Raw genomic sequence first — 13,238 nt, forward strand, 5'->3', positions numbered from 1 at the left:
AAGGGGAGTTTGGAATATTAAAAAAGCGATTGGAAAACCAATCGCTTTTTTTGTGCCTATATCGTCAGCCGGTCTTTAGTTCACAGTTTCGGTTTCTTTAATATAATATTTTCGCCGAAGCCAAAATGCCGCATTAACCAATGCTATCAAAGCCGGAACCTCCACCAGCGGGCCAATTACCCCGGCAAAGGCCTGACCCGAGTTAATACCGAATACGCCTATTGACACCGCGATGGCCAGCTCAAAATTATTGCCTGTAGCTGTAAAGGCAATGGATGTGCTTTTCGAATAATCGGCGCCGAAGAATCTGCCGGTAAAGAAACTCAGTAAAAACATAATGGCAAAGTAAAGTACTAAGGGTAGCGCTATATGTACAACATCCATTGGGATCTGCACGATAAGCCTGCCTTTAAGGCTAAACATCACTATAATGGTAAACAAAAGCGCGATAAGCGTAACAGGTGAAATAAAGGGAATAAACTTTTGCTGAAACCAATCAATACCCTTTAACTTAATTAAAGTATAACGACTAATGATTCCTGCGGCAAATGGAATGCCAAGATATATACCTACGCTTTTGGCAATTTGAATGACGGTGATATGAATCTGAAGGCCCTTAAAGCCGAATAAGGGCGGTAGTACGGTTATGAAAATATAAGCGTACACACTGTATAAAAGTACCTGGAAAATGCTGTTCAAAGCTATCAGACCCGCAGCGTATTCACGGTTGCCATCGGCAAGTTCATTCCATACAACAACCATGGCAATACAACGTGCAAGGCCTATTAGTATGAGCCCTATCATATACTCGGGGTAGCTATGCAGGAAAACTAATGCTAATATGAACATTAGCACAGGCCCTATGATCCAGTTTAAAAACAGGGACGCACTCAGGATTTTAACATCCTTAAACACTTTGCCCATATGTTCGTATTTTACTTTGGCAAGCGGTGGGTACATCATCAATATAAGGCCGATAGCCAGGGGGATATTGGTTGTACCACTTGAAAAGGAATTGATAAAACCTGATGAGGAGGGTATAAAATAGCCTATAGCAACCCCTATAATCATAGCCAGGAAAATCCAGACAGTAAGATAACGGTCAATAAAGCCAAGTCGTTTTCGTTCAATGGCCGGAGAGCAATTATTGGCAGACATATTAAGGCCTTTCTGTTAAATAGCCCATCACAAACTCCCGGGCATATACTTTGATCTGCTCCCGTACATTTCTAAACTCATCCATCACCTCATCTTCGGTACCACGAGCTTTTGCCGGATCCGGGAAATTATGGTGAAAACGTTTTACATTCCCCGGAAAAAACGGACAGGCTTCTTTGGCGTTATCACAAACAGTTATCACGTAATCAAACTTAATATCGGCATATTCATCAACATGGTTTGATGTGTGGCCGGAAATATCAATGCCATCCTCTGCCATTGTTTTAATGGCTTTGGGGTTTACGCCATGTGTTTCAATACCTGCGCTATATATCTTTGCGCTATCGCCGGCAAAATGTTTTAAATATCCTTCGGCTATTTGGCTTCGGCAACTATTGCCTGTGCATAATACTAATACATTTTTCATTTATTATTGATTAACAGCAGCCGGGTTCACAGCATGCTTTAGGTTTTTCGGCATAAACAGTAACACTTACAATAGCGCCGGCGCTATTTTTGAAATCAGTAATTTCATCTGCCGATAGGTAATTAGCCAAGATATCGTCGGGGATTACTATGGGTTTTTCCTTTTGTATTGTGAAATTGGCAAAGCCACTGCTGCTTATGAACTCCAGATAGTCGTCTTTTTGAATGGCTCCGGATACGCAACCTGCATACATTTTGGCCGCTGCCCTGAGTTTTTCCGGTAACTCGCCGGTTAGCACGATGTCCGAAATGCTAAAGTGCCCGCCGGGTTTTAATACGCGATAGATATCCTTGATCACAGCATTTTTATCCGGTACCAGGTTCAAAACACAGTTGCTTACAATTACATCGGCTACATTAGCTGTAACCGGCATATGCTCAATATCGCCCAGCCGAAATTCTACGTTGTTAAAACCAAGCTTTTCCGCGTTTTCACGGGCCTTGCTGATCATCGCTTCCGTGAAATCAATGCCAATCACTTTGCCTGTTTCGCCGGTTTCAGCACGGGCAATAAAGCAATCGTTACCCGCGCCGCTGCCAAGGTCAACAACTGTATCGCCTTTTTTTATCTGGGCAAACTGTGTGGGTAAACCACAGCCTAAACCCAAATCAGCATCAGCGTTATACCCCTGTAGCGTGGTATAATCTTCGCTCATAATGTTGTAAACCTCGGTGGAGCAGCCGCCTGCACCACAGCATGACGATTGATTGGTATCCTTATCCTGTAATGCTATTTCGCTGTATTTCAGCTTTACCAATTCTTTTAATTCCTCGTTTGTTTTCATTTGTTTATTGCAATATTACAATTGATATAATCAAAAAATTTTAGCAGCAGCTATTGATGTCTTTGTAAGATGAGAACAATTTGTTTAGCTCATTATTCAGGTTTTTCCAGGCCTCAGGTTCAATGCAATAGCAAACGCTTACACCCTCAATAGTACCCTGTATCAAACCGGCATTCTTGAGCTCTTTAAGATGCTGGGATACCGTAGGCTGGGCCAGTCCCAACTCGGCCGACAGATCACCACAGATACACGCCTTTGCTTCTATTATGAGCTGAAGGATAGCAATGCGGGCAGGATGGGCGATAGCCTTAAGCTGTAGCGCCAGTTTATTCTGCTCGTCGGTAAATATTTCTGTTTTGGTAATTCCCATAATTATATTGCAATATTACGATTAATTAAATTAATGTCAATAGCAGTCTTAATTATTTTTCGAAATTGTTTGCTTGACAGGAGGAGCTGAGGATAGGAGAGAGGAAGACTTACGAAGTTTTTGAAACTTCGTAAGTCTGGAAATGGGTAATGTTACTTGGCCGCTGCTGCAGCTTTCTTTTTAACTGCAGTAGCAGCTTTTGCTGTTTTAGATGCTACGGCTTTTTTAGCCTCTGTAGCTTCGGTTTTGGCTTTTGTGGTAATGGCTTTAGCTTTGGTTGCTGCCTTGGCTTTTACTTCAGCTACGGCTTTCTTAGCACTTGCTGCCTCATCTTTCGCTTTGGTGGTGATGGCTTTAGCCTTGGTTTCTGCTTTAGCTTTTACTTCCGAAGCCGTTGTTTTGGCCTTGGCTGTTACCGCGTCAGCTTTTTTTGTTGCTGCTGTTTTCGCCGTTGCTACTTTTTTGGCAGTAGTGGCTTTTTTAGCGGTTACTTTTTCTTTTATATCTTCTATATTTTCTTCGGCTGCTTCTTTTACGTCTTCGGCTGTGTCTTTTGTGCCTTCCCAAAGGCTTTCAATTGTTTCTTTAACCTTCTCGAAAAATCCTTTTTCTTCTGGTTGGGTTGAATTGTCACTCATGATGTTTTTTATAGATAGGTAAACAGATTGTTATTAATTAACCTTCTAACCTTAAAAAGTTTAGGTTTGTTTTAAATCTGCTTAACAAACGCATCATATTTACATAAAACAAAAAGTCCCGCCTTTTGGGGCAGGACTTTCAATATTGGAGCATTCAATTATTTTACAACGGAAAACTTATAAAGCGATTGAGTTTTATAAGTATCGCCCGGTTTTAATTCTGTTGAAGGGAACTGTGGTTGATTGGGTGAATCAGGGAAGTGCTGAGTTTCCATAGCGAATGATGTACGGTACTCATCTTTAATACCGCGTTTCATCACGTTTTTAGCCTGCATAAAGTTACCGCTGTAAAATTGTAAGCCCGGCTCCTCGGTAAATACTTCCATCTTGATACCGCTTTTATCGCCAATAACTGTAGCGATTGGGGTAGTCAGGTCATGTTTGTTTAACACGAAGTTATGATCGTAACCTTTGCCATTTTTTAACTGAGCGTTATCCTCGTTAATGCGTTTGCCAATGGTTTCAGGCTTGGTGAAATCAAATGGGGTACCAGCAACTTTTTCGGGTTTGCCGGTAGGGATCAGGCCTGCGTCAACCGGTAAATAGCTATCAGCATCTATCTGCACAACGTGATCAAGGATAGTACCGCTACCTTCGCCATTTAAGTTAAAAAACGCGTGGTTTGTAAGGTTAACAACTGTTTTTTTATCAGTTGTAGCCTCGTACTGGCATTTAAATGAGTTATCATCTGTAAGGCTATAAGTAACTTTAACAGTAAGGTTACCCGGGAAACCTTCTTCCATATCTTTTGAAAGATAGGTAAGCTCCACGGTTGACGAATCAATCATTTTGCCATCCCAAACCACCTCCTGGAAACCATGTTTACCACCGTGCAGCGTGTTTGGCGTATTGTTTATTGACGACTGGTAATCTTTGCCATCAATTTTAAAATGACCTTTGGCAATACGGTTACCGTAGCGACCAATAGTAGCACCATAATAACGTTCGGTTGATTTTTCAAAACCTTCTACATCATCAAAGCCCAAAACAACGTCGGTTAGCTTACCGTTTTTGTCAGGCACCGACAGGCTTACCACCCTGCCGCCATAATTGGTGATGGTAGCAGTTAAGCCGTTTTTGTTTTTAAGGGTGAACAGATGAGTCTGTTTTCCATCGATTGTTTTTTCGAATGCCGATGCAGTAGTTTTGGTGCTATCCGCCATAGTAGTGTTTTTCTGTGAGGTTGAAGTTTGATTACAAGCAGCCAAATATAGGCTACAGGCGGGTAAAATTGTTAAAGAAATACCTTTAATTAAGTTTCTCATAAATGGCTTGTTTATTGTTTGGTTTAAAAATAGCGTTTTTTCATTATCCCCTTTCTTTATAATGCACCTCACTTAAACCGCGTAACTTTTCGGCAGCAAATTCGGCGGTAATATCGCGCTGCGGGTTTGCCAGCATTTCATAACCTACCATGAATTTTTTAACTGTGGCCGAACGCAACAGCGGCGGATAAAAGTGCATGTGCCAGTGCCAGTATGGATGTTCGCCCGAATTAACCGGCGATTGGTGCATACCTGCCGAATAAGGGAACGAAGTTTCAAACATATTATCATACCTGATGGTCAGTCTCCTTATAGCATCGGCAAGGGCGTGTTTTTCTTCTTCAGTAAAGTAAAGAATGCTGGTTACATGTCTTTTGCTGATGATCATGGTTTCGTACGGCCACACCGCCCAAAACGGTACTAACACCACAAAATGATCGTTTTCAAAAACGATGCGGTCTTGTTTTTTCAGTTCAAGTGCAAAGTAATCGGCTAACAGACTGGTGCCTTTTTGCTCAAAATGAAGCTTTTGCTGCTGGGTTTCCTTAGCTACTTCAACCGGAAGACTGTTTTGTGCCCAGATTTGCCCGTGCGGATGCGGGTTACTGCAACCCATGATATCGCCTTTGTTTTCAAAGATCTGGATATGTTTGATCCATGGGTAAGAGGCAAGGTCCTCAAATTCCGACTGCCATACATCAACCACTTTGCTGATCTCCTTGGTGGTCATCTGTGGCAGGGTAAGGTCATGGCGTGGCGAAAAGCTGATCACCCGGCAAATACCTTTCTGGCTGTTTGCTACTAATAGTTCATCTTCATTTAAACCACCATCAGGCGTATTCAGCAAGAGCGATGAATAATCATTGGTGAAAACAAAGCTGCCTTTGTAGTCAGGGTTTTCACTTCCATCGGCGCGTTTGTTGGTAGGGCACAGGTAACAGGCCGGATCATATTGCGGGCGGTCATCGGCTTGTGTGGCCTCAACCTTGCCTTGCCAAGGGCGTTTTGTACGATGCGGCGATACCAGGATCCAGTCGCCCGTTAAAATGTTTAACCTACTGTGAGGATGCTCTTTCAGATCAAAATTAGTGTCCATTAGTTTAAAATCAGGTAATAATTGGCTTAATACATGTAAGGTAGACAGTTATACCTTAGCGATTTCAAAGTTGGTAAAAATAAATGTAAACCATACATTTAAAATAGCTTTTTTGAAATAAATAGGTAAAGTAGAAAGATTGATAGGATTTGTAGAAAAAGAGGGGGGATGACGTTGTGTCATTGCGAGGAGGAACGACGAAGCAATCGCATGTTATACAGGGCGACTAAGCTTCTGTGCGATTGCCGCGCTTCGCAATGACATGGGAGTGAGGCATGCCCGTCATGGTTTATTAGTCTAAAACGCAAACCCACCAAGCTCCACCACTGCCGAGTCGCAGATGTAGGTTGGTACAATGCCGGTTGAGGTAATGCGGTTTTCGGCGTCTTTGGCCTGGGTATTTCCGGATAGTACCAATACAGTATCTAACCCGAATTTATTACCGCCCAGGATATCAGTTTGCAGGGTATCGCCAACCATTACAATATCCTTTTTGCTGATAGCACGGCGTTCACGAAGCAGGTCATAAGCAAACATGAACATCTGTGAATCTGGTTTACCGAAACGGATAAAGGCCTTGCCCACAATTTTTTCGATCATGCTGGCCAAACCACCAATAGCTATGGATACGTCATGCTTAGTTAAGGGGTAAGCCTGGTCTGTATTAGCCACAATAGCCGGGATGGTGCGCTTCCGCATCAGGTTAACCGATTTGTTCAGGTCGCGGCCCCAGTCAAAGCCTTCGTCATCTAAAAATACCAGCGCGTTAACCCTGTCGATATTGCTTTCATTCACTTCGCTGATCGGTAGTGTATGCAGACCCGAGCTATCAATATAATGGGCAGAATCGGGCGTGCCAAGGTAAGCCACAATGCCATCATTTACCTTCAGGTCAAGATACTCTTTGGTAAGCATTCCCGACGAGATGATCCTGTCGGGAGTTATGGCCATTAAACCTTTACTTGTATAGGATTCGGCCAGCTGCACCGGGCTTCTTGATGCATCATTAGTTACTATGTAGTACTCCTTGCCTTGTTCCTGTAGATAAGCAAAAGTGTTTTCAATACCAGGAAGCAGGCCACCATAATTTTTCAGAACCCCAAAAGCATCAAAAAAAACAACTTCGTATTTATCAATTATGGATTTAAAGCTGTCTATTCTGGTCATGCTTGTCTGTTTTTAGGGTTCTGCAATAAAATGAGCCCGAAAGATAGCTAACCTATTTTAATTTTAAAGCCTCAATGATTTTTTCAGCATCAAAATCCCTGTCCACAGATGGTAAATAGATATCAAATGCTTCAGCCTGTAGTTTTTTGGCGTATTGTTCGTTAAAAAAGTGCTTGCCGTCTTTAATTACATAATTCAGGATAAAAAAGCGGTAAGCTTCCTTCAAAAACCTTATCTCATCTGCAGTCAGCGGGTTTACCTTGTGGTATTCCTTCAAAAACATGATAAAACGGTCTTCCATCATGGTGTTGATCACATAACTGAACACGGTACGGTCGCCAATATCAGATACTACGCGGCTAAAGAAATAGAAATCAAGCAGGCGGTAACTCATCCTGAACCAGTCATAATCCCAGCGCGAGTACAGTTCCAGGTTTGGCGTTACCGAAAAATTGCCGATGTTCCAATCGATAAATACGGGGATGATCTCAAATGAGCTCATGTTGTATTTAGAGCGGTTCTTCAGGAAAGTTTCGCAATGATATTTCAGGAAATCGGCCTGCATGCCGGTGCCAAACTGTTTAGGATCAGCCTCAATTTGCTGTAATAATGCCGAAATATCGGTACGTAAAGTTTTTGATGATTTAGGCAATACATTTTTCACCCTTGAACAGGCCTTGTGAAATTTACCCACCTGTTGACCAAGTTTTTTAATATGGTTTTCTTCCAACCGGCGCGGAAGACGCTGTAATATGCGTGTAGGATTATAAAATACCACCCAGGCGTCGGTTTTACCATGTTTATGATGATAAATGTATACCCGGTTGTTTTTTTGTAAAGAACGTGCCAGGAAGTTCTCAAACGGATAAAGCAGGTTAATTGCCAGTGTTTGGATAATGCGGTGGTCTTCTTTAAAGTGCTCAAATATGCCAAAGTATGATAGTTTGGCTATGATTATATCGTCGTCGTCGAACGTAATACGGTACACATGATTGGTTGAAACCATGGCGCTGATATCTTCAATATCGCGGATAGTTTTTGACGCGTCATACCCCTCCCAGGCCTTGCGGATAATAAAAGAATAGTCCATTTGTATATATCTGCCGGCAAAGTTACGCCAATGGCAGCATTCGGTTTATAATTAAGGGTACAAATATATTATAATTTGTTTGTTGGGGACTATACAATTAAAAGCGTCATTGCGAGGTACGAAGCAATCGCATGCTATACAGGGCCGCTTTGCTCCCGTGCGATTGCTTCGTTCCTCGCAATGACATGAAAAAGAAGTCAGATAATCTCAAAATACCTTTTCAATTCCCAATCAGTTACGCTTTTGGCAAACTGGCGGTATTCCCACAGGCGGGTTTGGGTGAAGTGGTCAACAAAGCCTTCGCCGAAAAGCTCTTTGGCAATATCTGAGTTTTGCATGGCTGTTGCGGCCGCGTGAAGGTTAGGCCAAAGTACACCATTGCGTTTATCCTGGTAGCCGTTGCCTACGGTTGGCTCAATATTTAATTCCAGTTTGTTTTTAATACCATACAGGCCTGATGCCAGTGCCGCGGCCATAGCCAGGTATGGGTTGGTATCCGATCCCGGGATGCGGGTTTCCAGGCGGGTATAGTTTTCGGTGGTGTTAATGATCCGGATGGCTGTAGTACGGTTTTCAACACCCCATGTAATAGTAGTGGGGGCCCAGGCGCCTTCTACAAGGCGTTTGTAGCTGTTAATGGTTGGCGCATACATAGGCAGTAAATGAGGCATGCAATAAAGCTGACCGGCAAGATATTGCTTATGCAGATCGCTCATTTTATTTACATCATTAGCATCGTAAAACAGGTTTTTTGATTGGTCGGCAGTCCACAGGCTTTGATGGATGTGACCGCTGCAGCCTGGCAGGGTTTCTGTCCACTTAGCCATAAACGACGCCATAATGCCGTGTTTATAGGCAATCTCCTTAACTGCGGTTTTAAATAGGGTCGCCTTATCAGCGGCAACTAAAACTTCGTCATGCAATATAGCTGCTTCGTATACCCCCGGACCGGTTTCGGTATGCAGACCTTCTATCGGGATATTGAATTTGGTAAGCAGGTTAAACAGGTCGTAGTAAAAGTCGCTGTTTTCGGATGTGCGCAGTATCGAATAACCGAACATGCCGGGTGTAAGCGGTTCAATGTTGGTGAATTTTTTATCGGCAAGGGTTTGCGGAGTCTCTTTAAAATTAAACCATTCAAATTCCTGTGCAAACTCGGCGTGGTAACCCATGTCGTTACATTGCTTCTTGATGTGTTTGAGCAAACTGCGTGGGCATGCCGGCAGGTCATCGCCATCGGGCTTGCTGAAATCGGCTAAAAAAAACGGGATATCATCCTGCCACGGCACATTACGAAGCGTTGAAAGATCAATGCGGCAAAGTTTATCAGGATAACCGCTTTGCCAGCCTGTTAGCTGTACATTATCATAGCAAACATCGTTGCTGTCCCATCCAAAAACAACATCGCAAAAACCGTAACCGCTCTGTAACCCATCAATAAACTTTTTTGGGTGGATAACCTTACCCCGCAAAATGCCATCAATATCGGCAAATGCGAATTTTATTTTCTGGATGTTATTCTGTTCAATATATGCTTTGATCTGTTCTGCGTTCATGGTGTAAAAGTATGGCCGGTTAAGGTATGGCAAGATAGCTATTATGGCTTAAACTATAAAAAAATAGCCTTTACGCGTTTAATACGCAATTGCTTTTACCTTTGTTTGAGCTATTTATATGGAAATAACAAATCGGTTTTTATTTGTTTACGGCACATTGCTGCAGCCCGGTAACGAGTTTGCAGATTACCTGAATAAACATTGTAAATTTATAAACAAAGGTAAGGTCAACGGTCGGCTTTATGATATTGGGGAATACCCTGGTGCGGTGATTAATAATGCAGAAGCTCTTTTTATCCACGGCGGTATTTTTATGATGGATGAACCGGAAGTTATATTAAATATAATTGACGATTACGAGGGGATAGGAGAGGCCTATGACCATCCACAGGAGTATACAAGAGAACTGGTTAATATTCTCACTGTTAACGGTGCCGAAAATTGCTGGATGTATCTTTACAACTTGCCTGTAAGCACATATCGCCAAATAATCAGCGGCGATTATATGCTATACTTAAACAATGCCGCCAAATAATCATTAAACAAAATGTTTTTCCATTTTAAAGATAGATTTCCGAAGTTAAATGCCTATTGGGACAAATACCTGCCATTTCAAAAACGGGTAGAAGCCCCGGCTAAAACTGTTTTACTTGAGGAAGGCAAAATATCCCAGCACTATATCTTTATTGAAAAAGGCTGTGTACGCACTTTTTTTAATAATAACGGAGATGATAAAACAGTGCAGTTTTTCTTTGAGAATGAAGGGTTAAGCTCTTTTGATAGTTTTATAAATAATGTGCCAAGCACATTCACCATCGAAACTATCGAACCTTCGGTTATTTATCTGCTGCCTAAGCAACACGTTCTTCGTTTAATGGACGAGTTGAGCCATGAGCCCGACTTCGCCCAAATGATATTGCAAATGACAGCCCGACGGCAGATGCACTACATTAATGAGTTTGTTTCTATTATTCGCGATACTCCTGAGCAGCGTTATCAACTACTTTTGAGCGAGCGGCCGCACATTGTTCAGCGGGTACCCCAGCATTATATTGCCTCATATCTTGGAGTAAGCAAAGTGCATTTGAGTCGTATAAAAAGTAAGCTTGCAAAAGGTAAACCGCATTTCTGAACTTGATAACATATGTTATCGTTCTGGCGCTGTAGGCCGGGCTAATTTTGTGTTATTAAAAAAAATAGCATGAAAGCAGCAGTAATGTATCAACAGGGAGGGTTACCTCAATATACAGATTTCCCGGAACCGGCGGTTCAAAATAACGATGAAATATTAATAAGCGTAAAGGCGGTAGCACTTAAGCATTTTGACAAAGTAAGAGCTTCCGGCAATCATTATTCGAGCGACGCGCCCGTTACAAGCGGCCAGGTAATTGGCGGCGATGGTGTTTGTGTCCTGGACGATGGTACAAGAGTTTATGGTGTAGGGGTAAGTGGTATGCTTGCCGAAAAAGCAACTATTCACAAAAGCAGGATAGTGAAATTGCCTGATGAACTGGATGATATTACAGCAGCAGCCCTGCCTAACGCCGTAATTGGCGCTGCTATGGGGTTCAAATTTAAAGCTGATATTCAGCCGGGCGATGTGGTTCTTATTAATGGAGCAACCGGGTTTACCGGGCGTGTTGCGGTGCAGATAGCAAAGCACTATGGCGCGAAAAAGATAATTGCGACCGGCAGAAACCAGCAATCATTGAATGAATTACTATCCCTTGGGGCTGATGAAACAATTCAGGTAATACAGGATGATGAAAGTTTTAAAAGTCGGATCAGTGCAATACATTCAGAAACTCCTATTGATATTATTGTTGATTACCTGTGGGGGCATACAGCCGAAATGATACTGGGCTGTATAAAAGGAGATGGCTCATTTACCAATAAAATAAGATACGTATCTGTTGGTGGCATGTCGGGAGATCTTATACAGTTATCGGCTGCCAACCTCAGGAGTGTTGATCTTCAATTAACTGGGTCGGGACTTGGTGCCTGGTCAAAAGCACAGGTAGGCGAACTGTTTACTGAGATTTTGCCGGAGATGTTCGTGCTTGCCGCCGGAGGTAAGTTGAAAGTTGATACTATCGCGGTTAAATTGGCGGATATAGCCGAACTGTGGGAGCAGGACGTATTTGGCGGGCAACGCCTCGTTGTAACAATCTAAGAAACTTTTTGAAAATATATAAAAGCCGTCATTGCGAGGCACGAAGCAATCCCCAATAGACAGAGGAGCTATACAAGGCTGCCCTGTAAAGTTCGCGATTGCTTCGTACCTCGCAATGACGGGTGGAATAGCAATTTTATTTATAAATAAAAAATCCCCCGGTTTATTAAAACCGGGGGATAAAACAAATAACTATTTTATTCAGGGCATTAAAGCTTAGCTGATTTTACAGTTTTGATGATAACTGCAGCAACTTTATATGGATCAGCAGCTGAGTTAGGACGACGATCTTCCAGGTAACCGCTCCAGTTATGATCTACTGCATAAAGAGGGATACGGATAGAAGCACCGCGGTCAGATACACCATAGCTAAAGTCATGGATAGAAGCGGTTTCGTGTTTACCGGTTAAACGCTGATCGTTGTCAGCACCGTAAACTGCGATACACTCAGCAACAGCAGGACGGAAAGACTCGCAGATAGCTGTGAAAATTTCTTTGCTGTTTGCAGTACGTAAAGTAGTATTTGAGAAGTTAGCGTGCATACCAGAACCGTTCCAGTCTAATTGACCAAGCGGTTTGCAATGCCAGTTAATAGCAACTCCGTATTTTTCACCAATTCTTTCTAATAAATAACGTGCAACCCAGATCTGGTCACCAGCTTCTTTAGCGCCTTTAGCGAAGATCTGGAATTCCCACTGACCTGCAGCAACCTCAGCGTTGATACCTTCAACGTTTAGGCCTGCTTCTAAACACGCGTCTAAGTGCTCTTCAACGATTTCGCGACCGAAAGCGTTTTTAGCGCCTACTGAACAGTAGTAAGGGCCTTGTGGAGCTGGGTAGCCGGCAGCCGGGAAACCAAGCGGTTTGCTGGTTGATGGATCCCACAGGAAGTACTCCTGCTCAAAACCAAACCAGAAATCGTTATCATCATCAGCGATGGTAGCACGACCGTTTGATTCGTGTGGTTTACCGTCAGCACTTAATACTTCGCACATTACTAAGTAAGCGCTTTTTCTTTGTGGATCAGGAACAACAAAAACTGGCTTTAAGATACAATCTGATGAACCACCTGGTGCCTGCTCAGTTGAAGAACCATCAAAGCTCCAGTTATCTAAATCTTCTACTTTGCCGCTAAATTCTTTAACGATTTTTGTTTTGCTACGCAGGCTTTGTGTTGGTTTATAGCCATCAAGCCAAATGTACTCGAGTTTTGTTGCCATTTTTTAATTAATTTGTAAAGTTGGGGTTCTAATTATAGTTTTTGTATTAATCTCAATAATTATTAAGGCGAATTTAAATTATTTTTACAAAAATCATTACAAATGTTAAGAAATTTTACATTTTTTTTCAATAACATGTTAATTATGGCCGGAAACACGTAAAAAAGAAACCTC

At 42.4% G+C, this 13,238-nt stretch carries 14 protein-coding genes; 3 read left to right on the forward strand and 11 right to left on the reverse strand.

Annotation, left to right across the window (positions count from 1 at the left end):
* Positions 1–75: 75 nt before the first annotated feature.
* The 10 genes from arsB to DEO27_RS05025 all read right to left on the reverse strand — a co-directional run bounded on the left by arsB (position 76) and on the right by DEO27_RS05025 (position 9,671).
* Entirely contained in the window at positions 76–1,158 is a 1,083-nt protein-coding gene (arsB, locus tag DEO27_RS04980) for an ACR3 family arsenite efflux transporter (protein ID WP_112574147.1), read from the reverse strand.
* Position 1,159: 1 nt separating this feature from the next.
* Complete coding sequence (locus tag DEO27_RS04985; protein WP_112574146.1) at positions 1,160–1,585, reverse strand: arsenate reductase ArsC; 426 nt, start codon at positions 1,583–1,585, stop codon at positions 1,160–1,162.
* A 10-nt stretch (positions 1,586–1,595) separates the two neighbouring features.
* Positions 1,596–2,429, reverse strand: a complete 834-nt coding sequence (locus tag DEO27_RS04990; RefSeq protein WP_112574145.1) for an arsenite methyltransferase — start codon at positions 2,427–2,429, stop codon at positions 1,596–1,598.
* Between the two features lie 40 nt (positions 2,430–2,469).
* Positions 2,470–2,799: an ArsR/SmtB family transcription factor gene (locus DEO27_RS04995; protein WP_112574144.1), complete on the reverse strand. Its 330-nt coding sequence runs from the start codon at positions 2,797–2,799 to the stop codon at positions 2,470–2,472.
* A gap of 152 nt (positions 2,800–2,951) precedes the next feature.
* A complete protein-coding gene (locus DEO27_RS05000) occupies positions 2,952–3,437 on the reverse strand; it encodes a hypothetical protein (RefSeq protein ID WP_112574143.1) in 486 nt (161 codons plus the stop codon).
* Positions 3,438–3,595: 158 nt separating this feature from the next.
* Positions 3,596–4,762, reverse strand: coding sequence for an aldose epimerase family protein (locus DEO27_RS05005; RefSeq protein ID WP_112574142.1), 1,167 nt, complete (start codon positions 4,760–4,762; stop codon positions 3,596–3,598).
* A 43-nt stretch (positions 4,763–4,805) separates the two neighbouring features.
* Positions 4,806–5,858, reverse strand: a complete 1,053-nt coding sequence (locus tag DEO27_RS05010) for a UDP-glucose--hexose-1-phosphate uridylyltransferase (protein WP_112574141.1) — start codon at positions 5,856–5,858, stop codon at positions 4,806–4,808.
* A 297-nt stretch (positions 5,859–6,155) separates the two neighbouring features.
* Positions 6,156–7,025: an HAD-IIA family hydrolase gene (locus DEO27_RS05015; protein ID WP_112574140.1), complete on the reverse strand. Its 870-nt coding sequence runs from the start codon at positions 7,023–7,025 to the stop codon at positions 6,156–6,158.
* A gap of 52 nt (positions 7,026–7,077) precedes the next feature.
* Entirely contained in the window at positions 7,078–8,115 is a 1,038-nt protein-coding gene (locus tag DEO27_RS05020; protein WP_112574139.1) for a hypothetical protein, read from the reverse strand.
* 197 nt (positions 8,116–8,312) lie between these two features.
* Positions 8,313–9,671 (reverse strand): glutamine synthetase family protein, encoded by a 1,359-nt coding sequence (locus DEO27_RS05025; RefSeq protein WP_112574138.1) that lies wholly within the window; start codon positions 9,669–9,671, stop codon positions 8,313–8,315.
* Positions 9,672–9,789: 118 nt separating this feature from the next.
* Between DEO27_RS05025 and DEO27_RS05030 the strand changes: the two genes are divergently transcribed.
* From DEO27_RS05030 to DEO27_RS05040, 3 genes are all read left to right on the forward strand, one after another.
* The gene (locus DEO27_RS05030; protein WP_112574137.1) at positions 9,790–10,206 is read left to right on the forward strand and encodes a gamma-glutamylcyclotransferase; all 417 of its coding nucleotides are present in this window, start codon (positions 9,790–9,792) and stop codon (positions 10,204–10,206) included.
* Between the two features lie 12 nt (positions 10,207–10,218).
* Positions 10,219–10,803 carry a Crp/Fnr family transcriptional regulator gene (locus tag DEO27_RS05035; RefSeq protein ID WP_112574136.1) on the forward strand — a complete coding sequence of 195 codons (585 nt, stop codon included), beginning with the start codon at positions 10,219–10,221 and terminating at the stop codon, positions 10,801–10,803.
* A 69-nt stretch (positions 10,804–10,872) separates the two neighbouring features.
* Entirely contained in the window at positions 10,873–11,844 is a 972-nt protein-coding gene (locus DEO27_RS05040) for a zinc-binding alcohol dehydrogenase family protein (RefSeq protein WP_112574135.1), read from the forward strand.
* A 209-nt stretch (positions 11,845–12,053) separates the two neighbouring features.
* On the opposite strand, the gene DEO27_RS05045 is transcribed toward DEO27_RS05040, so the two are convergent.
* A complete protein-coding gene (locus DEO27_RS05045; RefSeq protein ID WP_091210736.1) occupies positions 12,054–13,064 on the reverse strand; it encodes a glutamine synthetase beta-grasp domain-containing protein in 1,011 nt (336 codons plus the stop codon).
* Positions 13,065–13,238 lie beyond the last annotated feature (174 nt).

Origin of the sequence: Mucilaginibacter rubeus (assembly GCF_003286415.2) — a bacterium.
Taxonomy (GTDB): Bacteria; Bacteroidota; Bacteroidia; order Sphingobacteriales; family Sphingobacteriaceae; genus Mucilaginibacter; species Mucilaginibacter rubeus_A.

Bases quoted from the DNA above. Each gene is read 5' to 3' on its own strand.
- DEO27_RS05020 (WP_112574139.1), bottom strand. From the start codon at position 8,115: ATGGACTATTCTTTTATTATCCGCAAGGCCTGGGAGGGGTATGACGCG.
- DEO27_RS05045 (WP_091210736.1), bottom strand. From the start codon at position 13,064: ATGGCAACAAAACTCGAGTACATTTGGCTTGATGGCTATAAACCAACA.
- arsB (WP_112574147.1), bottom strand. From the start codon at position 1,158: ATGTCTGCCAATAATTGCTCTCCGGCCATTGAACGAAAACGACTTGGC.
- DEO27_RS05035 (WP_112574136.1), top strand. From the start codon at position 10,219: ATGTTTTTCCATTTTAAAGATAGATTTCCGAAGTTAAATGCCTATTGG.
- DEO27_RS05000 (WP_112574143.1), bottom strand. From the start codon at position 3,437: ATGAGTGACAATTCAACCCAACCAGAAGAAAAAGGATTTTTCGAGAAG.
- DEO27_RS04985 (WP_112574146.1), bottom strand. From the start codon at position 1,585: ATGAAAAATGTATTAGTATTATGCACAGGCAATAGTTGCCGAAGCCAA.
- DEO27_RS05010 (WP_112574141.1), bottom strand. From the start codon at position 5,858: ATGGACACTAATTTTGATCTGAAAGAGCATCCTCACAGTAGGTTAAAC.
- DEO27_RS05025 (WP_112574138.1), bottom strand. From the start codon at position 9,671: ATGAACGCAGAACAGATCAAAGCATATATTGAACAGAATAACATCCAG.
- DEO27_RS04990 (WP_112574145.1), bottom strand. From the start codon at position 2,429: ATGAAAACAAACGAGGAATTAAAAGAATTGGTAAAGCTGAAATACAGC.
- DEO27_RS04995 (WP_112574144.1), bottom strand. From the start codon at position 2,799: ATGGGAATTACCAAAACAGAAATATTTACCGACGAGCAGAATAAACTG.
- DEO27_RS05015 (WP_112574140.1), bottom strand. From the start codon at position 7,025: ATGACCAGAATAGACAGCTTTAAATCCATAATTGATAAATACGAAGTT.
- DEO27_RS05005 (WP_112574142.1), bottom strand. From the start codon at position 4,762: ATGAGAAACTTAATTAAAGGTATTTCTTTAACAATTTTACCCGCCTGT.
- DEO27_RS05040 (WP_112574135.1), top strand. From the start codon at position 10,873: ATGAAAGCAGCAGTAATGTATCAACAGGGAGGGTTACCTCAATATACA.
- DEO27_RS05030 (WP_112574137.1), top strand. From the start codon at position 9,790: ATGGAAATAACAAATCGGTTTTTATTTGTTTACGGCACATTGCTGCAG.